The sequence below is a fragment of the Streptomyces sp. NPDC026672 genome (assembly GCF_040638185.1).
Classification (GTDB): Bacteria; Actinomycetota; Actinomycetes; order Streptomycetales; family Streptomycetaceae; genus Streptomyces.
Map to the genome: position 1 here is coordinate 1 of NZ_JBEZXS010000055.1, position 25,982 is coordinate 25,982.

24 protein-coding genes and 1 pseudogene are annotated in these 25,982 nt (G+C 70.1%); 14 read left to right on the forward strand and 11 right to left on the reverse strand.

The genetic code is table 11. The features are described 5' to 3' along the window. The 5 genes and pseudogenes from AB0F77_RS37945 to AB0F77_RS37965 form a co-directional block, all read right to left on the reverse strand. Positions 1 to 94 (reverse strand): annotated as a pseudogene (locus AB0F77_RS37945) (ATP phosphoribosyltransferase); the annotation flags it as partial. A 75-nt stretch (positions 95 to 169) separates the two neighbouring features. Next, entirely contained in the window at positions 170 to 1,219 is a 1,050-nt protein-coding gene (locus AB0F77_RS37950) for an NAD-dependent epimerase/dehydratase family protein (RefSeq protein ID WP_361957717.1), read from the reverse strand. Further along, the gene (locus tag AB0F77_RS37955; protein ID WP_361957720.1) at positions 1,216 to 3,204 is read right to left on the reverse strand and encodes a fatty acid CoA ligase family protein; all 1,989 of its coding nucleotides are present in this window, start codon (positions 3,202 to 3,204) and stop codon (positions 1,216 to 1,218) included. The genes AB0F77_RS37950 and AB0F77_RS37955 overlap by 4 nt, the downstream gene beginning before the upstream one ends. A gap of 7 nt (positions 3,205 to 3,211) precedes the next feature. Continuing rightward, positions 3,212 to 4,126, reverse strand: coding sequence for a hypothetical protein (locus AB0F77_RS37960; RefSeq protein WP_361957723.1), 915 nt, complete (start codon positions 4,124 to 4,126; stop codon positions 3,212 to 3,214). A gap of 3 nt (positions 4,127 to 4,129) precedes the next feature. After that, a complete protein-coding gene (locus AB0F77_RS37965) occupies positions 4,130 to 5,131 on the reverse strand; it encodes a 3-oxoacyl-[acyl-carrier-protein] synthase III C-terminal domain-containing protein (RefSeq protein WP_361957726.1) in 1,002 nt (333 codons plus the stop codon). Positions 5,132 to 5,390: 259 nt separating this feature from the next. Between AB0F77_RS37965 and AB0F77_RS37970 the strand changes: the two genes are divergently transcribed. Further along, complete coding sequence (locus AB0F77_RS37970; RefSeq protein WP_361957729.1) at positions 5,391 to 6,812, forward strand: cytochrome P450; 1,422 nt, start codon at positions 5,391 to 5,393, stop codon at positions 6,810 to 6,812. A 75-nt stretch (positions 6,813 to 6,887) separates the two neighbouring features. Here the strand turns inward: AB0F77_RS37970 and AB0F77_RS37975 are convergent, their stop codons facing one another. Beyond that, on the reverse strand, positions 6,888 to 8,183 hold the full coding sequence (locus tag AB0F77_RS37975; RefSeq protein WP_361957732.1) for a hypothetical protein: 1,296 nt from the start codon (positions 8,181 to 8,183) through the stop codon (positions 6,888 to 6,890). 606 nt (positions 8,184 to 8,789) lie between these two features. On the opposite strand from AB0F77_RS37975, the gene AB0F77_RS37980 reads away from it, so the two are divergent. Beyond that, a complete protein-coding gene (locus AB0F77_RS37980) occupies positions 8,790 to 10,604 on the forward strand; it encodes an aminotransferase class I/II-fold pyridoxal phosphate-dependent enzyme (RefSeq protein ID WP_361957735.1) in 1,815 nt (604 codons plus the stop codon). A 74-nt stretch (positions 10,605 to 10,678) separates the two neighbouring features. On the opposite strand, the gene AB0F77_RS37985 is transcribed toward AB0F77_RS37980, so the two are convergent. Both AB0F77_RS37985 and AB0F77_RS37990 read right to left on the reverse strand, forming a co-directional pair. Continuing rightward, positions 10,679 to 11,875, reverse strand: a complete 1,197-nt coding sequence (locus tag AB0F77_RS37985; RefSeq protein ID WP_361957738.1) for a nucleoside hydrolase — start codon at positions 11,873 to 11,875, stop codon at positions 10,679 to 10,681. A 200-nt stretch (positions 11,876 to 12,075) separates the two neighbouring features. Next, positions 12,076 to 12,669 carry a TetR family transcriptional regulator gene (locus AB0F77_RS37990; RefSeq protein ID WP_361957741.1) on the reverse strand — a complete coding sequence of 198 codons (594 nt, stop codon included), beginning with the start codon at positions 12,667 to 12,669 and terminating at the stop codon, positions 12,076 to 12,078. A gap of 131 nt (positions 12,670 to 12,800) precedes the next feature. Between AB0F77_RS37990 and AB0F77_RS37995 the strand changes: the two genes are divergently transcribed. The 3 genes from AB0F77_RS37995 to AB0F77_RS38005 all read left to right on the forward strand — a co-directional run bounded on the left by AB0F77_RS37995 (position 12,801) and on the right by AB0F77_RS38005 (position 15,519). Beyond that, positions 12,801 to 13,643: an SDR family oxidoreductase gene (locus AB0F77_RS37995; RefSeq protein WP_361957744.1), complete on the forward strand. Its 843-nt coding sequence runs from the start codon at positions 12,801 to 12,803 to the stop codon at positions 13,641 to 13,643. Between the two features lie 149 nt (positions 13,644 to 13,792). Continuing rightward, positions 13,793 to 14,533, forward strand: a complete 741-nt coding sequence (locus AB0F77_RS38000) for an SDR family NAD(P)-dependent oxidoreductase (RefSeq protein ID WP_361957747.1) — start codon at positions 13,793 to 13,795, stop codon at positions 14,531 to 14,533. 101 nt (positions 14,534 to 14,634) lie between these two features. Continuing rightward, positions 14,635 to 15,519 carry an SDR family oxidoreductase gene (locus AB0F77_RS38005; protein WP_361957750.1) on the forward strand — a complete coding sequence of 295 codons (885 nt, stop codon included), beginning with the start codon at positions 14,635 to 14,637 and terminating at the stop codon, positions 15,517 to 15,519. Positions 15,520 to 15,541: 22 nt separating this feature from the next. Here AB0F77_RS38005 and AB0F77_RS38010 read toward each other — a convergent pair whose 3' ends face one another. Beyond that, positions 15,542 to 15,904 (reverse strand): ferrous iron transport protein A, encoded by a 363-nt coding sequence (locus tag AB0F77_RS38010; protein WP_361957753.1) that lies wholly within the window; start codon positions 15,902 to 15,904, stop codon positions 15,542 to 15,544. 242 nt (positions 15,905 to 16,146) lie between these two features. Between AB0F77_RS38010 and AB0F77_RS38015 the strand changes: the two genes are divergently transcribed. The 3 genes from AB0F77_RS38015 to AB0F77_RS38025 all read left to right on the forward strand — a co-directional run bounded on the left by AB0F77_RS38015 (position 16,147) and on the right by AB0F77_RS38025 (position 18,745). Next, positions 16,147 to 16,497, forward strand: a complete 351-nt coding sequence (locus tag AB0F77_RS38015) for a VOC family protein (protein WP_361957756.1) — start codon at positions 16,147 to 16,149, stop codon at positions 16,495 to 16,497. Between the two features lie 232 nt (positions 16,498 to 16,729). Continuing rightward, positions 16,730 to 18,073, forward strand: coding sequence for an MFS transporter (locus AB0F77_RS38020; protein WP_361957759.1), 1,344 nt, complete (start codon positions 16,730 to 16,732; stop codon positions 18,071 to 18,073). Positions 18,074 to 18,109: 36 nt separating this feature from the next. Then, complete coding sequence (locus AB0F77_RS38025; protein WP_361957762.1) at positions 18,110 to 18,745, forward strand: TetR/AcrR family transcriptional regulator; 636 nt, start codon at positions 18,110 to 18,112, stop codon at positions 18,743 to 18,745. Positions 18,746 to 18,921: 176 nt separating this feature from the next. Here AB0F77_RS38025 and AB0F77_RS38030 read toward each other — a convergent pair whose 3' ends face one another. Then, on the reverse strand, positions 18,922 to 19,590 hold the full coding sequence (locus AB0F77_RS38030) for a helix-turn-helix domain-containing protein (protein ID WP_361957765.1): 669 nt from the start codon (positions 19,588 to 19,590) through the stop codon (positions 18,922 to 18,924). A gap of 116 nt (positions 19,591 to 19,706) precedes the next feature. Between AB0F77_RS38030 and AB0F77_RS38035 the strand changes: the two genes are divergently transcribed. From AB0F77_RS38035 to AB0F77_RS38055, 5 genes are read left to right on the forward strand one after another with little or no spacing between them, the layout of a single operon-like run. Next, positions 19,707 to 21,260, forward strand: coding sequence for a DHA2 family efflux MFS transporter permease subunit (locus tag AB0F77_RS38035; protein WP_361957768.1), 1,554 nt, complete (start codon positions 19,707 to 19,709; stop codon positions 21,258 to 21,260). A 25-nt stretch (positions 21,261 to 21,285) separates the two neighbouring features. Beyond that, positions 21,286 to 22,149, forward strand: a complete 864-nt coding sequence (locus AB0F77_RS38040; protein WP_361957771.1) for a hypothetical protein — start codon at positions 21,286 to 21,288, stop codon at positions 22,147 to 22,149. Then, a complete protein-coding gene (locus AB0F77_RS38045; RefSeq protein ID WP_361957837.1) occupies positions 22,089 to 22,511 on the forward strand; it encodes a tautomerase family protein in 423 nt (140 codons plus the stop codon). Before AB0F77_RS38040 ends, AB0F77_RS38045 begins: the two co-directional genes overlap by 61 nt. Before the next feature lie 56 nt (positions 22,512 to 22,567). After that, on the forward strand, positions 22,568 to 22,876 hold the full coding sequence (locus AB0F77_RS38050) for a hypothetical protein (RefSeq protein WP_361957774.1): 309 nt from the start codon (positions 22,568 to 22,570) through the stop codon (positions 22,874 to 22,876). Beyond that, positions 22,873 to 23,529: a helix-turn-helix domain-containing protein gene (locus AB0F77_RS38055; RefSeq protein ID WP_361957777.1), complete on the forward strand. Its 657-nt coding sequence runs from the start codon at positions 22,873 to 22,875 to the stop codon at positions 23,527 to 23,529. Before AB0F77_RS38050 ends, AB0F77_RS38055 begins: the two co-directional genes overlap by 4 nt. Before the next feature lie 42 nt (positions 23,530 to 23,571). Here AB0F77_RS38055 and AB0F77_RS38060 read toward each other — a convergent pair whose 3' ends face one another. Further along, positions 23,572 to 24,495, reverse strand: coding sequence for an AraC family transcriptional regulator (locus AB0F77_RS38060; RefSeq protein ID WP_361957780.1), 924 nt, complete (start codon positions 24,493 to 24,495; stop codon positions 23,572 to 23,574). Between the two features lie 70 nt (positions 24,496 to 24,565). On the opposite strand from AB0F77_RS38060, the gene AB0F77_RS38065 reads away from it, so the two are divergent. After that, entirely contained in the window at positions 24,566 to 25,945 is a 1,380-nt protein-coding gene (locus tag AB0F77_RS38065) for an FAD-dependent oxidoreductase (RefSeq protein ID WP_361957783.1), read from the forward strand. Positions 25,946 to 25,982 lie beyond the last annotated feature (37 nt).

Consider the following 25,982-nt stretch of genomic DNA (forward strand, 5'->3'; position numbering starts at 1 on the left):
TGGCCGTGGTCAGGATGGCGCGGGCGCCGATGGCGTAGAGGTCGTCCATGATGCGCTGCGCGTCCTTGGCGGGGACCATGGCGCGCACGGCGACCCTGTGCGGAACGAACCGTCACGACACTCCTCCGACCGCACCGTCACCGCCTGATCGCTGACGCCGTTGTCCTTTTCACGGTCGGAGCACGGCGCGGACGAACTGCTGGACACCGCCGATCGATTCGACCCAGGTGACGAGCTGCTTCAGCCCGTCCTCCTGGCCGATCACGGGCACGTAGCCGAAGTCCCGTGCGGCGGCGTCCGTGTTGTACGTGGTGGAGTGGGTGAGAATTGCCACCGCGTAGCGGCTGAGCGGGGGTTCGCGGCGGGCGGCGAGCGCGGGCACCCGCCACACCAGCTCGACGGCCTCGACGAGGGCGTCCAGGAGGAGCGGAGGGATCCGGCGGGTGGGCGGCCGCAGACCGAACAGCTCCGCCAGCCGTCCGATCAGGACCTGGAGGTCGGTGTGCTCCCGGTCGGCGACGAAGTACGCCTTGCCGCCGATCCGTTCCGCCGGGGCCTTCGCGGCCAGCAGCGACGCGGCGACCGCGTTGTCGCAGTGGCACAGCGAGACCAGTACCTTCCGGCCGCCCAGCAGATCAGGCAGCTTTCCCCGGGCCATCTTCGCGGCCAGCCGGGGCAGGAACCCGGAGTGGTCGCGTGGTCCCCAGATGCCGCGCGGGCGCAGTGCGACCGTGGTGAAGCCCGGGCGGTTCGCGGCCAGCACCATGCGTTCGGAGACGGCCTTCGTCTCGGAGTAGAGGTTGTGGTAGCGGGTGGGGTAGGGGGTGCTCTCATCGATGTCCAGGCAGTCTCCCTGCCCCACCTGCATCAGGGCGCTGGGGCTGCTGATGAACACGAAACGCTCGGCTCCGGCGTCACGAGCGGCGTTCATCAGCCGCTCGGTGCCGAGGACGTTGGCGTCCCAGAACTGTTTCCGGGTCCCGTGCTCGACGACCCGCGCGGCGCTGTGGTGGACGACGTCGACGCCCTCGGCAGCGCGCCGCAGCGAGGCGGCGTCGCCGAGGTCGCCGTAAGCCAGTTCGAGGCCGGAGACGCCGCGCAGTCGCGTGAGGTCACTGCTCCTGCGGACGAGCACCCGGACGTCGTGGCCCTCACTCAGTGCGCCGTCCACGAGATGTCCGCCGAGGAATCCGGACGCGCCGGTGATCAGGACCTTCATGACGCTCCCGGGTTCTCGTGCCGTACCGGGCCGGTGGCCGGGGGCAGGGTGCGCCACCAGGTCGCGCCGTAGAGCATGGTCAGGCCGGCGGTCGCCGCGCCGCTGTACCCGGCGGCGCGGCCACGCGGCAGGGCCTTGGGGATCTGGGCGGCGTGGACCACGACGCTGAGGAAGACGTCGACCCACCACAGGGCCCGCAGTACCGGCTGGTCCGTGGGGAGGGCCGGCCCGGCCGCCACGTAGACCCAGCCGAGCAGCGGTATCGCGCGCAGCGCCCGGACGCGCCGGGTGGCCGCGGCACTCGATGCGAGCCGGCGGGTGGCCCAGCGGGCGAGCTGCTCTCTTCCGATCTTTGCGTTGTGCCGGATGTCCACCGGAAAGGCCGGATGCCGCAGGAATTCCCCCAGGCCCTGGGTCACCGGTTGACCGGCCGCCAAGTGCCGCAGCTCGGAGACGAGCTGCCGCCACTCGACATCACCGGCGCCCGGTTCGGTCTCCACACAGACCACCGGCCGCTGGGCGGCGGGCTCTCCGACCCCGACGAGGGCAGTGCGCCGGACCGCCGGGTGGGCGTTGAACACGCCCTCGCACTGCACCGTGTACAGATCCCCGCCGGGGGTGCGCACCCGCTGGGTGCGCCGGCCACAGAACCACAGCCGTCCCGATGCGTCCAGATAGCCGAGGTCACCGGTGCGATGCCACAGCCGGGTGGTGCCGTCGCCGGTCTCCTCACGGATCTTGTGCTGGGCGTCGGCGACGGGGTCGGCGTAGTAGCCCGGGCTCACCGACTCGCCTGCCAGCACGATTTCGCCGATCTCACCCTCCGGTACGGCCAGCTCCGGGTCCCACCGGGCCAGCGGCGCGTCGGAGACCTGGATGATCCTTGCCGCCATGCCCTCCAGCGGGCGTCCGACGCATGTGCCCGCGCCGGACGCGGAGAGCGCGGCTGTCTCAAGCAGTACCTCGGCCGACTCGATGGAGGAGACCGGCAGTGCCTCCGTGGCCCCGTAGGTCACATGGAGCTCCGCCTTCTCGCTGAGTACACCGCGTACGGTCTCGACGACGTCCGGTGGAACGGGAGCCCCGCCGGAAGCGACGAACCTCAGCTCCGGCAGCGTGGTCCGACGCTGCGTCAGGTACCGCCCCAGCACCCGCAGCAGGGCCGGAGAGGCGATCATGCTCGTCACCTCGAAGCGGGTCAGGGCCTCGGTCAGCAGTTCGGGCCGGGCGTTCGCGACCTTCGCCGGCGACAGCGGCGCGAGCACCAGAGTGGAGCCGCAGAGCAGATCGAGGATGCCGTACACCGGCAGAGTGACCAGGGACACGGCGTCGCGGTCGCGGTCGTGGAGCGCGAGCATCTGCCGGACCATGGGCGCGGTCATCCGCTGGGTGTACTTCACCCCCTTGGCAGGGCCGGTGCTGCCCGTGGTGAAGGCGATCATCAGCAGGTCGTCGCCGGAGGGCCGGGGGAGGTCTTCGGCACGGGGGCCGTCGCCCAGCCGCTCCAGCGTCTCGCCGCCCCAGAACCAGCGGCGGCCCAGGGTGATCCGGGTGCGGACACCCCGGAAGGTACGACGGCCGAGGACCCGTACGACATGGGCGACGGGTGGCCCGATGAACGCCTCCGCGCCCACCGTCCGGTAGCAGTGCAGCATCCGCTTGACGCCCATGCCGGGGTCCACCACGACCGGGATCGCGCCGATCCGGAACAGGGCGAAGGCGATGGCGAACAGGTCGGGGCCCGGCGGCGTCATCAGGATGGTCCTGGTCCCCCGGGTGATGCCGGCCCGGTGGAAGCCGGCTGCCAGTCGCTCCACCCGGTCCTGGAGTTCGCCGTAGGTCAGCTCGCCGTAGCGGATCGCCCCACCGGCCCGGTGACCGTCCGGGTGAATGATCGCGGCCTTGGCGGGGAAGGCGCGGGCATAACGCTCCAGGATGTCGGCCGGGCCTTCCCCGAGGCCGACGGAGACCGCTGTCGGTGACATCGCTCCGTCACCGGTCCAGTGGACGGTAGCTCGCGCAGACGACGCTCGGACCGGCGCCGGCGGCCACGAACAGCAACTGGTCGTACCCCTCGGGGAGTCCGTCCCGGACCGCCTGGAGGTAGCTGAGCACCGGCGCGGCGGTGTGCGGCTCGCCGTCCTGCGCAGCCGGCGCCCCGGAAGCCACGACGGCCGCCGCGTCCAGGTCCAGCCGCCGGGCCAGCCGGGCGGCGAAGTCGGTGGTGGGCCGGTTGCAGACCAGAAGCGTACGGTCCGGTGCCCGCCCCTCCTCCAGCAGGTACCCGAGGACACTGTCCGTGGTGAGGTCCAGCAGCCGGTCTGCCCAGTCCCCGTCACGGCGTACGGTGATCAGCCTCCGTTCGTCGCCACTCGCGCCGGACAGGTCCGCGTAGCCGACCGTCCCTTCGGTCCCCCGCGCGCTGTAGGTCCGTACCGGGCCGAAACCGCTGTCGTCGTCGGTGCAGTGCTCCAGCAGCAGGGCCGCGCCGAGGTCGGCGTACGGGTACCCGGGGTCCGCGCCGGCGTGCCCGCCGGGGTGCACGTCGGCAGCGGTGATCAGCACCCGGTCGGTGCTGCCGCTGCCCAGCAGGGCCTGGGCGACCTGGACGGCGTTGAGCACGCCGCAGGCGCCGTTCATCAAGTCGAAGGAGAAGCCGGCCACCGGGTCGACCAGGTAATCCAGGCCGATGCCCACCTCCTTCTGCACCATCGCCGCGAGGGCGGGTTCTATGACGTTGTTCTCCCGGTAGACGCCGACGTTCACCAGAACGCCCACCGAGTGGGGCGACAGCCCGGCCTGCGCCAGGCAGTCCTGGGCGGCCTGGGCGGCGAGCCGCACGGAGGTGTCGGAAGCGCGGGCGGCCTGCGGCGCGGTGGTCGAGGCGGCTGTGATCACCGTACTCATGGGTCAGACTCCCAGATTGGAGATCGTCGCGGACAGGGAGCCGAGGACCATGCCGGAGGCGGCGGGCACCAGGAGGAACTTGGCTCCCTGACGGGCGGTTCCGGCCCGCAGATGCCGGCTGAGCGCCATGAAGTGCGAGGTACTGCCGGTATTCCCCAACTGCTCCACCACGGACAGGGACTCGGGCACGGCGGTACCGAACGCCGCCTCCGCGTGCTCGATCGAGGACTCTATGAAGCGCGTGGCGACCTGGTGAAGGATGATGTAGTCGAACTTCTCGTCGGCGAAGTCCGCGCCGTTCTTGGCCAGGAAGTCGCCGTAGAAGCTTGACCAGAGGCTGCGCCGCTCCTTGGCGTGCATGCGCTTCTGGTCCGAGTACATGGCGAGGCCTCCCGTACGGTCACTGGGCATGGCCAGGCACAGGTGGGAGTATGCGGAAGCGGTCATCAGCTCGACGTAGTGGATGCGGTCCGCCTCGTCCGCGGACTCGTCGAGGATCACCGCGGCGCCGGAGTCCCCCACAGTGAGGGAGGCGAACTGAGGGTCGCGGACACTGTCCATCTCGGCCGCCGCCGTCTGCGCCAGCGGAGTGACGCGCTCGCCGCTCACCACCATGCCGTTGCGGACGATGCCCTGCCGGATCATCCGGTCCAGGATGTGGACACCGGTGATCATCCCGGCGCAGGCGTTGGACACGTCGAAGTGGATCGCCGAGTGGGCGCCCAGTTCCTCGGCGAGCATGCGAGCGAACGACGGCTCGAAATAGTAGCGGCCGCCGCCCTTGTCACGGCTGATCGAACCGCAGATCACCACGTCCAACTGGGCGGCTTCGTATGTGGAGTTGCTCAGTGCGTCCCGGGCCGCCCGCAAGGCCAGGCCGAAGGAGTCCTCTCCGGCCGCCGGGTCCGGGTCGGCGACCCGGCGCTCCGCGACCCCCGTGATGCGCTCCACGGGCAGCCTCGGTACTCCGGTGACCTGGGCGACCAGTTCGGATGTCGACTGCACCGCGGCGGGTAAGTAAGCCCCCAGTGCTTCGAAGCGGCTGTATCGCGAAATCGTCGTCATGATGTCCTTCTGCTCCTGCTCTTCCCCGGCATTGCGACACGGTCTGACACCCGGCCACACCTGATTGTTCGCGGGTCCCGCCGCACGGACACCGCGTGGATACGTAGGACCGGGACTACGTATCCACGTAGTCCCGCGGGGAGGACGTCCCTGCCAGTCTCGGCAGCAACCACAGACCACGGATGGGAAGCGGAAACGCGTGACTGACACTCATATCCCCGGGCCGGCCGGTCTGCCGCTGATCGGGTCCTTACTGGAACTGCGCAAGAATCCGATGACCGCCTTCCTGCGCGCCCAACGTGACTACGGGGATGTCGTCCGGCTCACCGCCGGACCCCCGGGCCTGCGGCAGAAGCTCTACCTGGTCTTCTCCGCCGAAGGCGCCCAGCAGGTGCTGGGCACCCAGGCGGCGAACTTCCGCAAGGACAACGTCTTGTACGGCGAGATCCGGGAGTCCATCGGCAACGGTCTGGTCACCAGCCAGGACGACGAGTACCGGAGGCAAAGGCGACTGATCCAGCCGCTCTTCACCCGTCGCCGGGTCGACGGCTACGCCGACGCCGCGTGCACCGACGCGGAGTTGCTCGCCGAGCGATGGCAGAGCGCTCCCGGCGGCACCGTCGACCTGAGCAGCGAGATGCCGTCGTTCTCACTCCACGCCTTGTCCCGCATCCTGTTCGGAGCCGACGCCGACGCGGCCGTCGAGGTGATGCGCCGCTACTGGCCCACACTCCTGGACTACACCCTGCAGCGCGGCTACTCCCTGCTCAGGCTGCCCCGCCACTGGCCCACCCCGGGCAACCGCCGCGGCGCCGCCGCCCGGCGCGAGTTGTACGCGCTCTGCGACCGCATCATCGCCGAGCGCCGGACCGGGCAGACCGAGGCAGGGGCCGCGGCCTGGAGTGCCGGCGGGGACGAGGAGGGCGACGACCTGCTGAGTGTGCTCATCCGCGCCCGCGGTGAGCACGGCGAGGCGCTCGACGGGGACGAACTCCGCGACCAGGTGCTGATCTTTCTGCTCGCCGGCCATGAGACCACCGCGACCTCGCTGGCCGTCACGCTGCACCTGCTCGCCAAGCATCCCGAGGCTCAGGCCCGTGCCCGTGCGGAGGTCGACCAGGTGCTTGCAGGCCGTCGGCCGGGAGCCGCCGACCTGGACTCGCTGCCCTACCTCACCATGGTGTTGAAGGAAGCCATGCGTGTCCACGCGCCTATCATGTTCGTCGGCCGCCGGGCCGTCGCCGACACCGTGGTCGACGGGTACCGTATCCCGGCCGGAGCCGATGTGCTCATCTGCCCAGGGGTGACTCACCGCAAGCCCGAATACTGGCCGGACCCGGAGCGGTTCGACCCCGAGCGCTTTTCACCGGAGGCCGAGGCAGGCCGCCCGCGCTATGCGTGGTATCCCTTCGGCGGTGGTCCGCGAGCCTGTATCGGGCAGCACTTCTCGATGCTGGAGTCGGTACTTTGTCTTGCCGTGCTGCTCCAGCGTTATGAACTCGCACCCGTGGACACGGAAGTCCCACTCGGCACCAGGGTGACTCTCCAGGAATTCGGCCCGATCATGTGCCGTGTCACCTCGCGCACACCGGTCCTCTCCACAGCGAACGCCGCCGGCTGACCCTCTCAGCGAAAACAGCGCCTACTGACCTTGAAGCGTGATGTCGTCAGCCCCTGACGACATCACGCTTCAAGGTCAGTGACCGACGCCGCCGGAGACATGGGCGGCGCGCGCGGGAATGTACATGAACTCGGGCAGGATGTAGCCCTGGCGTTCGGGTCCGAGGGGAAGGTCGAGCCGCTGGACCACCGGGTTCCTCTTCCCGGCCGCCGTCAGGACGAAGGGCTCGTCGGGGCGCGCGACGAGGCGGAACCCCCGGCGAGCACCGAGGGATTCGTCGAGCGCGTCATTGAGGACACGGGCCACGGCCCCGCACGATCCGTCGTCCGCCGGAACGATCAACTGGACGACTCCCTCTTCCTCCTGCACGAGCTGGAAGTCGGTGATCCGGGATTCCGCCAGGGCGCCGAGAAGCGTGTAGGGCGAGTACAACTCACCGTCGCGGCCCAGGAGGCTCACCCGCGCGCGTCCGATGAAACCGTCGACGACCGTGCCGGGCAGACCGCAATCGCACTCGGTGACCCCGGTCGACATGTCGCCGCTCACATATCTGATGATGGGCATGACCGTGGAGGAGAGGTCGGTGAGCACGATGTCGGAGCCGTCCTGCCCGTCGCGCGCGATCATCTCGGGGACCACGAAGTCGTCCTGGAAGTGCATTCTGTGCCGAGGGCATTCCCAGGCCGAGGGACCTGTCTCGGACGTCATGTACAGCATGGTCACGGAACACGCGAAGACCGCCTCCACCAGGCGCCGTCCGCTTTCGGGCATGTGCTCGTGGGAGGCGACGACGGCCCGGGGACGCAGCGTGATGCCGCGGTCGTCGCAGTAGCGGGCCAGGCTGATGATGCGGCTCGACGAACCGGTGATCTTGTCGATCGGGAAACTGCCGACGACGGCCTCGTACTGCTCCCTCGACTCGGACGACGCGGGATCGAACCCGGGAAGATTGATCTTTACGTAAGGGCGCGGCAGGGAGATCGCCTCCATCTGCTTCATGCCCGCGTACATCAGTCCGACGTGCAGCACGACACCGCTCGCCGGGACGTCGCGAAAGACGTTGATGCGCTCCTGGACGACCGCGTTGGTCACGCCGGTGGACTCCGCGGTGGACAGGACCCGGACCGGCTGGCCGGTGCTGCCGCTCGTCTGGTTCATGAAGTACGTGCCGCGTTCCATCCGTCCGTCGCCCGTGCGGGCGATGAAGTCGGTGAAACAGTCGCGCAACTGGGCCTTGTGAACCAGGGGGAAATCGTTCAGGCCGTGTCGGACGTCGGGGGACAGTCCGCGATAGTAGGGAACCTGCTCGACCGCACGTCGAAGGAGCTTGTCGAGCCGCACGGCGCCGGCCGCGGAATCGAACTCCACCATGCTTCGGATTTTCTCCCGTGTGGCCTGCACGGCTTTCGACTTCTCTTTGTGATTCAGTTCCTCCCGCATCGCGGCCAGGACCGATACAGCAGCGTGTGACATCTTTCACCCTCCTTCATGAAAAAGGCCATCGGCCGTCCACCGCCTCATGGCGGTGGACGGCCGATGGCACCGTCATCAGATCTCCTTGAGCGCCGACAGACCGCCGGTCACGTCCTCCAGCTCCTCGGAGTCCAGCTCGACGTCGGAGACCTCGTCGGAGGCGGTGGTCCGAAGGTTCTGCTCGGTCATTTCAATCTCCTTGCATTCGGCACTTGTTGTGCTGCCGAGAACACTGTCACGGGGACGGTGCGAGGGGAAGGAAAAACGACCGAAGGAATCAACGGTCCATATATCTCTCGGTATTGGTGAGGGAGATCGGGAGAATCGCGTGGCAGGGTCTCTCGGTGCGCCGCCGAGGTCTCTCGGTGCCGGTGCGCGACGTTTATCGGTGTCGCCGCGCGATGCCGGCTGCGTAGCGTGGGCGGTGATTTTTGCTGGTACGAGCGCGGCACGCTGGTGATCCCGGTCTCAAGGTGGTTGGTCATGCAGGGAGAACTCACGAATATGACGGCTAAGGCTGTGATCCTGGCGGCCGGAATGGGGCGCAGGCTGGGCCTCGGTCGGGCGAAGTCGCTCACCGAGGTGGCGGGGAAGTCCATCCTGGCCCGCGCGCTCGAGAACCTGGCAGCGGCTCAGGTCCGCGAAGTGGTCGTGGCCACCGGGCACTTCGCGGACGACGTGCGCGCGGCGATCGGCGACACGTTCGCCGGCATGCGGATCCACTACGTCGAGAACGGCATCGACGACCGGACCAACAACGCGTACTCCCTGTGGCTGGCCCGCGAACACCTCGACCAGGACGTTCTCCTGATCGAGGGCGACATACTCTTCGATCTGAGCGTCGTCGAACGACTTCGTGAGCCCGCCGAGCAGATCGTCATGGCTGTCGCCCCCTACCAGCCGTCGATGGACGGGACGGTCGTCATGCTGGACGCCGAGGGAACGGTCACCGGCATGATGCTCTCCAAGGACCAGGATCCCGCCATGGACCTGACGGGCACCTTCAAGACCGTCAACGCGTATCTGCTGCGGGAGCGTTACCTGCGAGAGGAGTTCGTGCCGGCCCTGGAGAAGCTGATCGACGGCGGCGGCTCCATGTCGTACTTCGAGCAGGTCGTGGCGGACACGGTGACGGCGGGGTCGGTCGCGGTGCGGGCCGTGGACTGCCGGGACGCGCGCTGGTACGAGGTCGACACGCTCACCGATCTCGAAGCCGCGGAGTACCTGTTCCGCGACGCGGACGAGCGCCTGAGCATGCTGCACGACATGCACGGTGGCTACTGGCGCCACGAAGTCACCGATCACTGCCTGCTCTACAACCTCTACTTCCCCCCGCCCGAGATGCTCGACGGCCTCGCCCGGGAATTCCGCGAGTCGCTCGTGCACTATCCGGTCGGGCAGCGGAACCTCGACCGGTTGCTGGGCGCCGCCCTCGGGCAGCCGTCCGAGCAACTGGCGGTGGCCAACGGGGCTTCCGAGCTGATCAAGATCCTCGGCAGGACGACCGGCCGCACCGGCGTGGTCGTACCCGGCTTCAACGAGTACGAGGCGGCCTACTCCGCCCAGCGGCTCCACCGCATCAGCCTTCCGCATCCCGGTTTCACCGTCGATCCCCACTTCGTGGCGGACGAGGCACGGCGCGCGAACCTGTCCGCGGTCGTCGTGACCTCACCCAACAACCCCACCTCGATGGCCGTGCCGCGCACCGATCTGGTGCTCCTCGCGAAGCTGCTCGCGGAACTCGACGTCCGTCTGGTGGTCGACGAATCCTTCGCGGACTTCTGCTCCCCGGAGCAGAGCCTGGAGCCCGATCTGCGGGAGATGCCCAACGTGGTGGTGGTGAAGAGCATGAGCAAGGCGTACGGCATAGCGGGCCTGCGGCTGGGCTATCTGAACTCCGCCGACCTGGACTTCGTCTCACGTGTGCGCGACGCGCTCCCCATCTGGAACGTCAACGGTGTCGCCGAAGGCTTCCTGCGCCTCCTGCCGCGCCACCGGCAGGCGTTCAGGGAGAGCTGTGAGCGGGTCGCTCGTGACCGGGACGAACTGGCCCGGCGGTTGGCGGAACTGCCGGGAGTGACGGTTCTCCCCGCGGCGGCCAACTTCGTGATGCTCCGCCTCCCCGACGGGGTCTCGGCGAGCACGACCGTACGGCGCATGTTCAGCGCCCATGGGATTCTGATCAAGGGCTGCGAGGGCAAGTCCATGACCGACGGGGATCGGTACCTGCGCGTGGCCTGCCGCACACCCGAGGAGAACACCCGGCTGACGGAAGCCCTCGCACACGTGCTGACGACCGGCGCACCGGCGCACAGCTAGGGCCGGCTGCGCCTGCCCTCGTGCGGTACGTACCGGTGTCCGCACGGGGCAGGGGCCGCAGCAGGGGAGTGCCGTCAGCGGGTGGAGTTCACGAAGGCGTCGGCGACGCGCTTGGTGTCGACGGCCTGGACGTACCGCACCTCGACCTCGCCGAGACCGGGCGAGTCGCCGTCGGCCCACACACGGGTGGCGCCGTAGTCCGGGCCCTCGCTGATGTCGACGTCCATGCGGAGCGGGATGCTCTGCCGGATCAGACCGGGGTCGACGGCGACCTCGGTGGTCGTCTCGTCCCAGATCGGGTAGCCGACGTATCCCGCCTTGGCCACGTAGTCGCTGATCGGGGTCTTGTCGGCCTTGATCCGGGCGAGCATCGCGTCGTCGAACACGACGGACGACGTCACGTCGCCGAGGGCGGTGACCTTCTTCCAGCCGGCGGTGAGCACGATGTGCGCCGCCTCCGGGTCGAAGCGGAAGTTGAAGCCCTCGCTGGAGTTGAAGCCGGGGTCCTTCTCGCCGGGGCTGAGCTGGTACAGGTTGCCGCCGCCGATGACGATGCCCTTGGCGAGGGAGGCGAACTCGGGGTCCTTGCGTATCGCTCCGGCCACGTTGGTCAGCGGTCCCGCGGTCACGACGGTGACCTGGTGGGGATGGGCGCGCACCTGGTCGATGAGGAAGTCGACGGCGTGTTCCTTGCTGGGCTTGAGGGACTTGGCCCAGCCGAACGGCGGCTTCGTCAACGTGCCGGGTTCGGTGGCGGGTCGGTCGGCGCCGGAGTCTGGCCGGTTGAACGCCCCGAGCCAGGACTTGCGTCCGCCGTACATCTTCTGGAAGGCATAGGCCCGCTGGGGCGAGTTGATGAGCGGGTAGGTGAAGCCCTCGGCGACCGGGACGTCCCGGCGACCGATCTTCTCGAAGAACGAGAGGGCGTCGGCGGTGCCCTGGGAGGCCCAACCGTCGCCGGTGACCACGGTGGTGCCCAGGACCTTGACCTTGGGGTCGGCCAGCAGGGGCAGGATCGAGGTCGCCCCCGACGAGGTCCAGTCGTTGTCGTAGACGACCAGGTTCCTGCCGTCCGAGCTCGAACTCCCGGACAGGGAAAGGCCGTCGGCGGCGAGAGCGTGCGGGGCGGCCGGGGCGGCCGAGTCCCGTGCGGCCTGCTCGGTGCCGCAGGCGCTCGCGGTGAGGATCAGTGTGGCGCAGGCCGCCATGACGACGGCCTTGCTTCTGCCGTGCGGGACGGCACGTCGGGTGGCGTGTGACGGGTCGGACATGGGTCTCCTCGGCGACGGAGGTCGTGCATGAAGTGATGCTTAACGCCGCATCTTGGAAGTGACCGACAGCTGTGTCAAGTGTCACTTAACAGATCGTTATGGTGGCCTTGTCGATCTCGATCCAGGGGCGGCGGGCGTTGCGGCGGGCATGGTGACGGTGACGGTGACGGTGGGGCGACGGTGGCTGTGGGGCGGGACCTTCAGGGGTGCCGTTCCTGGTCCCTCCGGGTCGAGGGCAGCAGGGCGCCTATTGCCGCCTCGACGGCCGTGGTCATCGCCGCCCGGTGCTGGGTGAGGCGGGCGACCTCGTCGGCGCCGCCCGGGTTGCGGATCTCGGGGGCGGTCGTGGCCCATGCCTGGGCCGCCGCGACGACCAGCATGAAGACGTCCATCCCGGCCTCGGCGCCGGCCCCGTAGGCGTGGGTGATCTCGGCCGCCTTGGTGATGTGGGCCTCCCGCTCCAGCTGGGAGACCTCGGGCCGTTCCAGTGCCTTCCACTGGGTGAGCCTCAGCAGCCCCGGTTCCGCGGTCAGCGCGTCGAACAGGGCGCCGGTGTATCCCGGCAGGTCCTGCGGGGTGAACGGTGCCAGGTCCGCGAGGAAGGTCATGCGGTCGGCGAGCACGGCGTCGAACAGGGCTTCCTTGGAGCCGAAGTACGCGTAGATGGCCTGCTTGTTCGCCGAAGCGGCGGCGGCGATGCGGTCGACGCGGGCGCCGGCGAAGCCCACGCGGACGAACTCGTCGAACGCCGCGTCGAGCAGCCGCACGCGGGTGGCGGTGGAGTCGTGTCTCATTCCAGGAGAATAAACCAACCGGCCGGTTGTGAGTCAGGAGGCGAGTAAGCCAACCGGATGGTTTGACAGGCGATCCGGGCTCGGTGTACGTTCGTCTCAACCCAACCAACAAGTTGGATTAAGGATGAGACATGACAACGAAGACTTGGTTCGTCACCGGCGCGTCGGCCGGCATCGGGCGGCTCGTGGTCGAGCAGCTGCTGGAGGCGGGGCATCGGGTCGCCGCGACGGCGCGGAAGCCGGAAGCACTGTCGGACCTGGCGGAGAAGTACCCGGAGCTGCTGTGGACCGCGGCGCTGGACGTCACCGACACGGAGGCGCTCCGCCTGGTCGTGCGGCGCGCGTTCACCGAACTGGGCCACGTGGACGTGGTGTTCTCCAACGCCGGCCGCGGTGCGGTCGGCGCGGCCGAGGAGCTGTCGGACGAGGCGATCGACGAGCAGATCGCGCTGAACATGACCGCGCCGATCCAGCTGTTCCGCGCGGTCGTCCCGCACCTTCGGGCCCAGGGCGGCGGACGGTTCATCCAGACCTCCACCATGGGTGCGCACATCTCCGGCGCGGGTGCCAGCATGTACCACGCGTCGAAGTGGGGCGTCGAGGGCTTCCTGGAGTCCGTGATCGGCGAGGTCGCCTCGTTCGGCATCGGCGTCACCATGATCGAGCCCGGGGCGATCCGCACCGGTTTCGGCTCCTCCCTGAGCGTGGCCGACCCGCTGCCCGTGTACGCCTCCACCCCGGTCGGGCAACTGCACCAGTACCTCGCGACCGCGGGCAACATCACCGGCAACGCTCCCGGCGACCCGGTCAAGGTGGCCGCCGCCGTCATCGGCTCGGCCGACGTCACACCCGCGCCGCGGCGTGTCGCGCTGGGTAGTGACGCCTACGGGGCGATTCGCGCCGCGCTCACCGGCCGTCTGGAGGAGGTCGACGCGGGTCGAGAGGTGGCCCGCTCGATCGACTTCCCGGCCTGAGGCCCGGGTAGGGGGCGGGCCCGCCGAGGTGGATCCCCTGAGCTGGACCCCTGAGGTGGAGCCCATTTTTTTCTGCTCTTTCTTTTCTGCTCTTTCCGCGTCGATCGTCGGTCGGTCGACGCCCCTTCATCACGGATCGAGGAATTCCCATGTCCAAGGTTGTCGCCATCTTCGGTGCCGGTAGCGGTCTCGGTGCCGCCCTCGGCCGTCGCTTCGGCAAGGAGGGCTTCCGCGTCGCGCTGATCGCCCGTCGCCCGGAGCGCCTCGAGTCCCTGGTCCAGGGCCTGGCCGCGGAGGGGATCGAGGCGGCGGCGTTCCCCGCCGACCTGTCCGACCCGGCCAACGCCCGCCGGGTCGTCGACGCCGTCCGCGAGCGCTTCGGCCGCATCGACGTCGTGTCGTACCAGCCCCTGCCCGGCGGCACCGCCTTCATCCCGGCCGCCGAGCTCGACGCCGCCCGGCTCGCGCCGCTGGTCAACCTCTTCCTGCTCACCCCGGTCGAGATCGCCCACGCCGTCCTGCCGGAGATGACCGAGCGCGGCGACGGTGCCTTCATCGTGACCGGCGGGTTCACCGCCGCCGATCCGCAGCCGTACATCAGTGGCATCGGCCCGGCCATGTCGGCCGTCCGCAACTTCGTCCACTCGCTGCACGGCGAGGTCGCCGGCGCCGGTGTGTACGCGGGTGTCTCCACCCTCGCCGCGCTGATCAAGGACAGTGAGTCCTACGCCGCGATGACGCCGGAGCAACTGGCCGCCGTGACGGGCGGGGTGACCGGTCTGAACGTCCTCGACCCCGACGCGCTGGCCGAGACGTACTGGCAGCTCTACACCGAGCGCGACCGGGTCGAGTACCGCTTCCCCGAGATCAACCTCCCGCAGAGCGCCTGACCGCGGCCCGCGCCGGCCTCCTTCACGGGCAGAACCGTTCCCCGGCACCGCCGCCCTCACCACCGACCGCTGTGTGCAGCACAACCAGGAAAGAGCACACCATGGACAGCGACACCACACACACCGCCGCCACGGCCGGGACGGCCGACGGCGCCGACACCGACAAGGTCTGGCTCATCACCGGAGTGAGCAGCGGGCTCGGCCGGGAGATGGCCCGCCAACTGCTCGCCCGCGGCACCCGCGTCGTCGGCACCGCCCGCGACCCCCGAGTGCTGGACGAGCTACGGGCCGAACACCCCGACCTGTTCCACGGCGACCTGCTCGACGTCACCGACCCCGCCGCGATCCAGCGCGTCGTCGACCGGGCGGCGGCGGAGCTCGGCGGGCTCGACGTGGTCGTGAACAACGCCGGATACGGCCTGTTCGGCGCCGCCGAGGAAGCCACCGACGCCCAGATCGAGCACCAGATCGCCACCAACCTCACCGGCTCCATCCGTGTCGCCCGCGCGGCCCTGCCGCATCTGCGGGCCCGCGGCGGAGGCAGGATCGTCCAGGTCTCCACGTACGGCGGCCAGGCCGCGTACCCGGGCGGCTCGCTCTACAGCGCGGGCAAGTTCGGCATCGAGGGCTTCATGGAGGCCCTCGCCAACGAGGTCGCGCCCTTCGGCATCGGAGTCACCATCGTCGAACCGGGCGGTACCCGCACCGGCTTCCGCCGCGGCGCGGTCTTCGCCTCGCCGCTCGCGGCCTACGACACCACGCCGGCCGCAGCCGTACGCGGACTCACCGACGACTCCGCACCGTCGCCCGGGGACCCGGAACTGGTCGCCGCCGCCATCATCACCACGGCCGGGACCCACCCGGCACCCCTGAGGGTGATCCTCGGCAGCGACAGCTACCACCACGTGGTGACCGCCCTGCGCAAACGCCTCGCCGGCGTCGAACCCCAAGAACCCCACGCATCCACCACCGACCGCCCGGCCTGAACAACGCCCCTGACGGCCTGCCTCACATGACCTGGTCCGGCGCCCGCTCATACGGGCGTAGATAACGACCCCAGATCTGGGCCTTGCGATAGGGGCCACCCCCGCTGCTGTCGTACTGCGGCGTGTCGAAGGCGACCCAGTACAGCAACTCTCCATCGAGCGCCTGGGCATGCTCGTTGGGTTCGGGCGCACCCATGGCATCGATCGTTCCGGCAAACTCGACCTGCCAAGGACCGTCCCAGTCCTGGTCGCGGACGACCGTGACGCGGCTCCCCGGCGCCGGCGCACCCGCCGGCCACGTCTGGCTCAAGGGGCGACGGAGGATGTGCTCCATAGCCTGACGGTCATCGACGCCCACGGGGGCCGAACCGGAACTGTCTGTCATGCCGCCCACTCTGCCCCCACCACTTCAGGAGCGCCAGAAGATAAAGAACAAGGTCAGACCGCTTGCCGTTCCGATGCGCTCGCTGCATGCACAACTTCACTTGCAAAAATGAAGCTCTCTGTTTACGGTCGTCTCCATGACCCGCCGGAGCGGGTGACCGTGCCGGTTCGGCGGACCGGGCCGGTCGGCACCAGTGCTCCCTGGGCGGGTCTCGCCGTGGAAAACACAGAAAGTGGAGCGCTATGTCCCTCTCCCCGTTTGCTGTCACCTTCGACGCTCGTGATGCCGAGACCGTCGCGACCTTCTGGGCCGAGGTGCTCGGCCGGAGCGTCCTCGACGGTGCGGACGCGGCCAGTGCGACCGTCGCCCCCGACCCGGCCGTCCCGGGATCCAGCATCGGCTTCCGCCAGGTGCCGGAGGACAAGACGGTCAAGAACCGCATGCACTTCGACTTCGTCACCGGGGACTTCGACGCCGACGTGGCCCGGCTGGTCGATCTGGGCGCCAAGAAGCTCAACGAGGTCGACGCGGGCATCCACTACGCCACGTTCGCGGACCCGGAGGGCAACGAGTTCGACGTGATCGCCCGCTGATCCTTCCTCTTCGCGCCTTATCGCGCCTTCTCGTGCCTTTCGCGGCCGGGGTCCCCTTCGAGAGTGGGGACCCCGGCCGTCGTATGCGCAGAAACAGACAGGTCTGTTCAGGTGCTGAAAGTCATGTGCACTGTTGAAATGCAGTCATGTTTGACCTAGACAGACTGGTCTGTATAGCCTCTGCTCCGATCCTCGCGCCCTCCATCCCGTTCCCCGTGATCAGGAGCCACCCATGCCCCACCGTCTCCGTCTCGGCCCCACGGCCTCCTTCGCCCTACTGGTCTCCATCGTCCTGGCGTTCCTCTCCGCGTCCACCGCGCCGACCCCGCTGTACGCGGTCTACCAGCGGGAATGGGGTTTCTCCCCGATCACCACCACGGTCGTCTTCGCCGCGTACGCCATCGCCGTCCTCGTGTCGCTGCTGATCGTCGGCAGGGTCTCCGACCACATAGGCCGCCGCCCCATGCTCTTCGCCGCACTGGCCCTGCAGATCGTCGCGATGGTGGTCTTCACCTCCGCGGGCAGCGTGGGTGCCCTGCTCACCGCCCGGATCGTCCAGGGCGTCGCCACCGGGTCCGCCGTCGGTGCGATCGGCGCCGGCATGCTGGACCTCGACCGGACGCGCGGCGCGCTCGCCAACTCGTTCGCGCCCGTCCTCGGTACATCGTTGGGCGCCCTGATGTCCGGCCTGGCCGTGCAGTACCTGTCCTGGCCGACACACCTGATCTATGTGGTGCTGATCTGTGTCTTCGTCCTCCAGGGCCTGGCGCTGACCCGGATGCCCGAGACGGTCACCCGCAAGCCCGGCGCCCTCGCCAGTCTGAGGCCGGACGTCAAGCTGCCGCGCCCCGCGCGCGGACCGTTCGCCGTCGTGGCGCCCGTGATCTTCGCGGTGTGGGCACTGGCCGGCTTCTACGGCGCCCTCGCCCCGGCGCTCACCGGCGTCCTGGTCGGTTCCCACGACGCGGTGTACGGCGGGCTGGGTCTGACCACCCTCGCGGGAGCCGGGGCGATCGCCGTACTGCTGCTGCGCAAGGCCCCGGCCCGCACGGTGATGCTGGTCGGTGTCCCCGCCCTGGTGGTCGGGGTCGCCGTCGTCCTGGTGTCCGTCGGCGACGGCGGGGGCGGTGCGGCGTCGGTGAGCGGGTTCTTCGTGGGCACCGCCCTGGCGGGCATCGGCTTCGGAGCCGGCTTCCAGGTCGGCATCCGGCTGGTCGTACCCGTGGTCGAGGCACATGAACGGGGCGGTGTGCTGTCGCTGCTCTATGTGGTGACCTACCTCGGCATGGGCATCCCGGCGGTCATCGGCGGTGTGCTGGTCGTCCATGGCGGCGGTCTCGTCACCACGGCGCGGGAGTACGGCGTCGCCGTCATCGTGCTGGCCCTGCTCGCCCTCGCCGGACTGCTGCTCGGCGGTGGCCGGCTCCAGCCGGCCGGCCCGCGGGTCGTGATCGAGGGCTCCTCCGGGCGACAGGACCGGAGCGCGGGCGCGGGCCGTGGCACCGCCGAAGCCGGGCGGGCCTCGCACGCCCCGGTCGCCGCCGCGGCCGAGCGGCGGCGCGGCGACCTAGACTAGTCAGACCTGTCTGAGCAGATGCTGGGGATGAGTGCCATGCCGACGAAGAACGCCAAGACAACCCGTTCCACCCGCCCTGCCAGGCCGTCCGCACGGGAGCGGCTGCTCACCGCCGCGAGCGAGCTCTTCTACGCCGAGGGCGTGCACACCGTCGGCATCGACCGGATCATCGAACGGGCGGATGTCGCCAAGGCGTCCCTCTACAGCACCTTCGGCAACAAGGACGGACTCGTCAGTGCCTACCTCGACGGCCGGCACCAGCTCGTCCGGGAGCGCGTCGAGCGGACGATGACCCGGTTCCGTACCCCCCGGGAGCGGTTGATCGGTGTGTTCGACGAGGTGGGGGAGCGGGTCACCAGCCCCGGCTTCAACGGCTGTGCCTTCGTGGCCGCCAGCGCCGAGTCCCTTCCCGGCGGAGTGGTCCAGGCGGCCTCCGACCACCACCGCGGCTGGATGCGCGGCTTCCTCACCGAGCTGGCCGCGGAGGCGGGCGTGGCCGACCCCGAGAACCTGGCCCACCAGCTGCACATGCTGTACGACGGCGCCGTGCTCGCGGGCCGGATGGACCACGACCCCTCGGGAGCCACCGCAGCCCGCGACGCGGCGATCGCCCTCTACGACGCGGCCCCGAAGACCACACCCGCCCCCGCGCCGAGGAACCCCGCCGCTTAGTCGTACGGCGCCTTAGTCGTACGGCGCCTTGGCCGTAGAGAGTCCCGGAGCCCGTCCAGCGCGGGCTCCGGGTGCGTTGTCCGGGAAGCGGGGCGACCGCCGAATCGGGTTCCTCGCCGTCGGTGGTTGCGCGACGTGGCCGGTGCTGATGGCGCCGGCCCGTCGTCATGTCCCGGCTACTGGTCCGTCCCGGTCTGCGTGCGGGTCCGGTACCCGGTGGTCGGGCGCAGGCGGGTGAGCAGGTCGCGTCGGCCCGTGGCCGAGAGGCCCAGCCGGGTGGCGATCCCCAGGTCGATCAGGCCGCCGAGCAGTCCGAGGACCGCGCGGGGAGGTCCCTCCAGGGTGAGGTCCGGGTCGGTGGCGCGGCCGAGGCGGGTGTGGACCTCGCCGTCCCGCAGCTCCACGACGGCCGCTTCGCCCGCGGCGACGAGCTGGATGACCGCCGGCGGGGCGTCCGGATCGGCATCGATGGTGAACCATGGCGGGGCGTAGGCCAGCCACTGTGCCTGGAACGCGTCGTCCGGCCGTTCGTCGACCATGAACCGCAGCCCCCACAACCCGAGCGCCTTCAGCACCGGTTCCAGTTCCCGACCGCTCTCGCTCAGCGCGTACAGGACGGTGGCGATCGGCGGCGGCGCGTCCTCGCGGGTGATCAGACCGGCGGCCTCGAGCTCCTTGAGGCGGGCCGACAGCAGGTTCCCCGCGATGCCCGGCAGCCCGTTCCTGAGGTCCGTGAACCGGCACGGGCCCTGCAGCAGCAGCTCCCGGGCGATCAGCAGCGTCCAGCGGTCCCCCACGACATCGAGGGCCCGGGCGATCGAGCAGTACTGACCATAACTCCGCATGTGCCCAGCGTACGGCACCTGAGTGGTGGAGCTAAATCGGTTGGTAGAAAAAATCAACCAGCTGTGTGTAATCTTCCACCATGACAAGCCCGACTCGTGCGCCATCGAAAACACTCATGCTCGTTGCCCTCCTCACGGCCTCGTTCGTGATCAACCTCGACACCACGCTGGTCAACGTGGCGCTGCCGACCCTCTCGATCGAGCTCGGCACCTCCACCGCGGAACTGCAATGGGTCGTGGACGCCTACAACCTCGTGTTCGCCGCCCTGCTGCTCACCTCGGGGAGCCTGTCCGACCGCTTCGGCCGCAAGGGCATGCTCATGGCCGGTCTGCTGGTGTTCGGCGCGGCCAGCTTCGCCGGTGGGTACGCCGACTCCCCGGCGGAACTGATCACGGCCCGGGCCGTGATGGGCCTGGGCGCCGCGATGACCTTCCCCGGCACCCTCGCGCTGCTCACCGGCGCCTTCACCAGCCGCAAGGAGCGGGCGCTGTCCATCGGCCTGTGGGGTGCCACGGCCGGCGTCGCCATCGCGCTGGGGCCGATCGTCGGCGGCTTCCTGCTCCAGCACTACACCTGGGCGAGCGCCTTCTACGTCCTCGGCCCCGTGTCGCTGGCCGTCATCGCCCTGGTCGCCCTGTTCGTCCCCAGGGAACGGAACCTCGTCCAGCACCGCCTCGACCACCTGGGCCTCGTGCTGTCCGGCGGCTTCATGGGACTCCTCGTCTACACCGTCATCGAGGCCCCGAACCGCGGCTGGACGTCCGCGGCGTCACTCGCCGGGTTCGCCGGGTCCGCGCTCCTGCTGATCGCATTCGTCGTCGGCGAGCGCCGCGCGGCCGAACCGATGCTCGACGTACGGCTCTTCAAGGACATGCGCTTCAGCGCCGCCAGCGCCGCGGTCACCATCGCCTTCTTCACCCTGCTCGGCTTCATCTTCCTGATCACGCAGTACTTCCAGTTCATCCGCGGATACAGCGCCCTGTCCACCGGCGTCCACCTGCTGCCGGTCGCGACCTCCGTCGCCGTGGGCTCGACCCTCGGGACACGGCTGGCGGTCCGGGTCGGCACCAAGGCGATCGTCACGACGGGGCTCGCCCTCCAGGCGGCCTTCTACTTCTGGGTCGCCGCCACCATCAGCCCGACGTTCGACTACCGGATCATCGCCGTCCAGATGGTCGTCTACGGCCTCGGCATGGGCCTGACCTCCGCGCCCGCGACCGAGTCCATCATGGGGGCGGTCGCGGCCGACAAGGCCGGCGTCGGGTCGGCGGTCAACGACTCCACCCGCCTGCTCGGCGGAACCCTCGGCGTCGCGGTCATCGGCAGCGTCTACGCCACCCTGTACGACTCCCGGCTCGACGGCGCCCTCCCGGCGCTGCCCTCCGGGCTGACGGACCTCGCCCACCAGTCGGTCGGTGCGGCGTTCGGGATCTCCCGCCGACTCGCCGCCCAGGGCCGGCCGGCCCTGGCCGACGCCGTCCACCAGGCCGCGAGCGGCGCCTTCCACGACGGCCTGAGCCTCGGGTGCGTCGTCGCCGGACTCGTCGCGGTCGCCGGCGCGCTGCTCGCCGCCGCCTTCCTGCCGGCCCAGCCCCCGGGGCGGCCCGGTCCGGTCGACACCGGCGAGCCGGCCGACACCACCGACGGCCGGGAGGTCACGGTCCGATGACCCACCAGGAGACCCGGAGGCGACGGTGACGGGAACGGTCCACGACGTGCCCCTCTACCTGTGGGTGTTCGTCCTCGCCGCGATGGCCGGGGCGGTGGGGCTGACCGGCTTCGTGCTGTACCGCGGTGCGCGGCTGTCGGGTCGCGGCCGACGGCGTGCCGCGGGGCTCGGCGCGGCCTGCGCGGTGCTGCTCGGCGGATGGTTCACGACCAGCGGGGTCGTCGCCGCGAACGGCGGGTACCTCAATCAACCCGGCCGGCCGCCCGTCCTGCCGATCGCCTTCGCCGCCGCGCTGACCGTCATGCCGGCCGCCACCCAGGTCCCCGTGGTGGCCCGAGCCCTCGCCGCCCCCGGGATGCTCAGCCGCCTCGAACTGCCGCACACGCTCCGCGTGGTCGGGGCGGCCTTCCTGATCATGATGGCCCTCGGCCACCTGCCGGCGCTGTTCGCCGTGCCCGCGGGTCTGGGCGACATCGCGACCGGCATCGCGGCGCCCTTCGTCGCACGCCGCGTCGCGAAGGGCACCGGCCGGCGGACCGCGGTGTGGTTCAACGTGCTGGGCATGACCGATCTCGTCACGGCGCTGACCCTCGCCGTCCTCATCGGCAACCAGGTCATCGACGTGACCCCCTCCACCCAGGCGATCACCCAACTCCCGCTCGCCCTGATCCCCACGGCCGCCGTCCCCCTCCTCTTCACCCTCCACATCACGTCCCTGCGGCGACTGGCCGCCGGCCGCGCCCACGACCAGCACGACAAGGGAGAACCATGCCGCTCTGGCACGTCCATCACTCGCCCGACACCTACACCCCGCAGCAGAAACAAAGACTGGCCGCCGACATCACCGCCTACTACAGCGTCGTCGGACTTCCCGAGTTCTACGTCATGACCCTCTTCCACGAGATCGAGAAGGACTCCTTCTACGTCGGAGGGAAGGCCGAGGAGAACGCCGTGCGCGTCGTGATCGAGCACATCGCGCTGCACCCCCGGGACCCGGCCCGGCGCGCATGGATGTGCGAGTCCTTCGCACGCCTCCTCGCCCCCCACACCACCGACCGCGGCCTCTACTGCGAGTTCCACATCGACGAGACGCCCCGCGACCTCTGGCGGACGGACGGACTCGCGCCCCCGCCCCTCGGCAGCGAAGCCCATGCGCTCTGGGTGCGGGAGAACCGTCCGGTCGCCTACGCGTCACCCGCCCTCGGCACGTCCGATTCCCCGAGGGGTGGCGGCTGGTTCGAAAAGGAGTAGCGTGGGCTGTCTGAAACAGAAGTGCCCTCCAGCGCCCTCCTCGGGAGGGGAGCCTCATGAGTGATGTGATCAGGTGGCTCGTCGAAGTCCGGTTCACCTGCGACGAGGGACGCTTCGTGCGCCTGTTCTACGTGGTCGACGGCATCAGCAGCTCCGACCAGGCCTACGCCGCCGTCCGGGCGGGAGCCGACGCCGAGTGCGAACGCCGGGCCGAGCAGTGCGCCGAGGCGTACACCCGCCGGGTCCAGGTGCAGGCGATCGTCCACGACCCGCTGCGGGGCGTCGTCCATTCCACGCCGTCGGCGGTCGTCGTACACACCTCCGCGAGCCCGGCCGACCGCACCGACGCGGTGAGGACCCCGTGACCCGGTCCTACGAACAGCGCTGCTTCATCGCCCGCTCGCTCGACGTGCTGGGCGAGCGGTGGACCCTGCTGATCCTGCGGGAACTCACCCTCGGCCCACGCCGCTACGGCGAGATCCTCGACGCCCTCCCGGGCCTGGGCACGAGCCTCCTGGCGGCGCGGCTCAAACACCTGGAGAAGCACCGGGTGGTACGGCGCACCATGCTCACCGGAGCGGGCCGCACGGGTGTCGCCGGAGCCTACGAACTCGCGGACCGCGGGCAGGCGTTGCTGCCGGTCCTGACGGGACTCGCCGAGTGGGGAGCCGGCCTGGAGGCACCCCCGCCGACGTACACCGACCGGGTCGCCTGGCGACTGGTGGCGATGCGCCTGACGGCGCCGGACGAGGCGGTGCGCTTCGACACGCTCACCCAACTCGACGTGGACGACGAGCAGTTCTGGCTGCGCGGGGACGGCGGACAGGTGCAGGTACGGGTCGGCGCGGCCCCGATGAAGCCCGACCTGCGCCTGAAGTGCGGTACGGACACCTTCACTTCACTCGCCAGGGGCCGCACCACCGTGGACCGCGAGGTGGCGGCCGGGGACCTCGTGGTGGACGGGGAACCGGACACGGCGCGGCTGTTCTTCGAGACGTTCAGCCTGCCGGGCGGCTGAGCGGTCCGCCGGGCGGCCGACGAGGACGGCCGCGGGCGCCGCTCAGCGGTCACGCAGCGCCGCGGATCTCCGGAAGCGGGCCGGACTGACACCCGTGGCCGTCCGGAAGGCCCGGCCGAAGGCGGACGACGACCGGTAACCCACGCTCGTGGCGATGCCGTCGAGGCTGCGTGCCGTCGTGGTGAGCAGATCGGCCGCGACCGTCATCCGGGTCCTGGTCAGGAAGTCGGCGACCCCCATCCCGGTCGCCGCGGAGAAGTGCCGTATCAGCGTGGCCCGGGACACCCCCGCGACGCGGGCGAGGCCGGTGATGGTCCAGGGCCGGTCCGGTTCATGGACCACGGCGCTCACCACGGCCCGCAGACCGGGGTCCAGCACGGCGGTCCACGGCACCGGCCCCGGGACGTCCTCCCCGCGGCCAGGACCCGCTCCCCGCAGGACGAGCGCGAGCAGCGCCTCGCAGAGCGAGGCCAGCAGGGCGCCCGCGCCGGGGCCGTCGAAACCCGCCTCGCCGCGCATCAGTTCACCCAGCAGACGCAGCGGCGACCGCGCGCCGGTGCCGAAGGAGGCGTGCACGATGTCGGGCAGTCCGTCGAACAGCAGCTCCCCGGCCCCCGGCCGGTACGCGTAGTGCCCGCAGAAGAGGTCCACGGCGGGCGGGCCGGCGCTGCGCAGCACGGCGGTCGACACGCCCTCGTACCGCTCGGCGGCCACCGGAGGGTCGTCACCGACCACGCGCACACGATGGTGTCCCCCGCGGGGGAGCACGAGGACGTCGCCCGCGCGCAGTTCGACCGTGCGGTCGTCGGTCTCGGCGACACAGCGGCCGTCCAGCAGGACGTGGAACGGCACCTCCCCGGGCGGGCGCGGCGGGTTGTCCAGGACATGGGCGCCGGTGAGGAGGCAGCGGACGTCGACGGTCGCTTCCAGGCGGGCCATGCGGATGAGGGTGCTGATCGCGTCCATGAGCCCATCTCGACGACAATTGATCCTTTGTCGTCTTGTCGGATCGAGCGGTTCGGCCGAGTCTAGCTCCATGGACACGTTGCACGCGGATCTGCTGGTCATCGGCTTCGGCAAGGGAGGCAAGACGCTCGCGGCGGCCATGGGCCGTGCGGGGCGGCGGGTGGTGATGGTGGAGCAGTCCGCCCTGATGTACGGCGGCACCTGCATCAACATCGGCTGCGTACCGACCAAGGCGCTCATCCACCGGGCGTCCGCCCGGCCCGAGGGCGCGGATCCCGAGGCGTGGTACGCCGCGTCCGTGGCCTGGACGGCGTCGCTGACCTCCGACATGCGCGACAAGAACTTCGACATGCTCGACTCCCTCGACTCGGTGACCGTCGTGACCGGCACCGCGGCCTTCCTCGACGAGAAGCGGGTGGAGGTCGTGGCGGGCTCCGACCGGCTGGAGATCACCGCGGACGCCATCGCCGTCAACACCGGCGCCGAGACGGTGGTGCCGGACATCCCCGGCCTGCGCGAGAGCGGCCACCTGGTCACCGGTACCGATCTGATCGGCTCGCCCGACATGCCCCGCCGCCTGGCCGTGATCGGCGGCGGCTACCAGGGCATCGAGTTCGCGGCGCTGCTGCGGCAGTACGGGGTCGAGGTCACCGTGCTGGAGCGGTCCGACCGCATCCTGTCCCGCGAGGACGAGGACGTGGCCCGCGCGGCGCAGGAGATCCTCCGGGAGGACGGCATCACCTTCGTCACCGGTGCCCGCGTCCTCAAGGTCACCGACGAGAACGGCGCGGCCGTCGTCCACTACGAGACGGGCGACGGCACACCGGGCACCGTCGAGGCCGACGCGGTGCTCGCCGCGGCCGGGCGCGCGCCGCGCACCCGGGGGCTGCGGCTGGAGGCCGCGGGGGTGCGCACCACCGACCGCGGTGCCATCGAGGTGGACCAGTACCTGCGCACCAGCCGGCCGCACATCTTCGCGCTGGGCGACGTCAACGGCGGCCCCCAGTTCACGTACATCTCCCTCGACGACCACCGGATCGTCAAGGACCAGCTGATGGGCGACGGGAAGCGCTCCACGGCGGACCGGGTGGCCGTCCCCTTCACGCTGTTCATGACGCCGCCGCTGGCCCGGGTGGGGCTGACCGAGCGGGAGGCACGGGCCGCGGGCCGGTCCGTACGGGTGTACGCCAAGGCGGTCGCCGCGATGATGGCCATGCCGCGCGCGGGCATCGTCGACGACACGCGCGGGATGATGAAGTTCGTCGTCGACGCCGAGACCGACCACGTCCTCGGGGCGGCGCTGCTCAGCGTGGACGCGCAGGAACTGGTGAACACCGTGGCGCTGGCGATGCGCAGCGGGGTGACGGCGAGCACGCTGCGGGACTCGATCTGGACCCACCCGAGCTCCACGGAGGCGTTCAACGAGGTCCTGGCCACCCTCGTCCGCTGAGGGTGCCGTAGGACTTGCGCCGAGGGCGCCGTAGGAC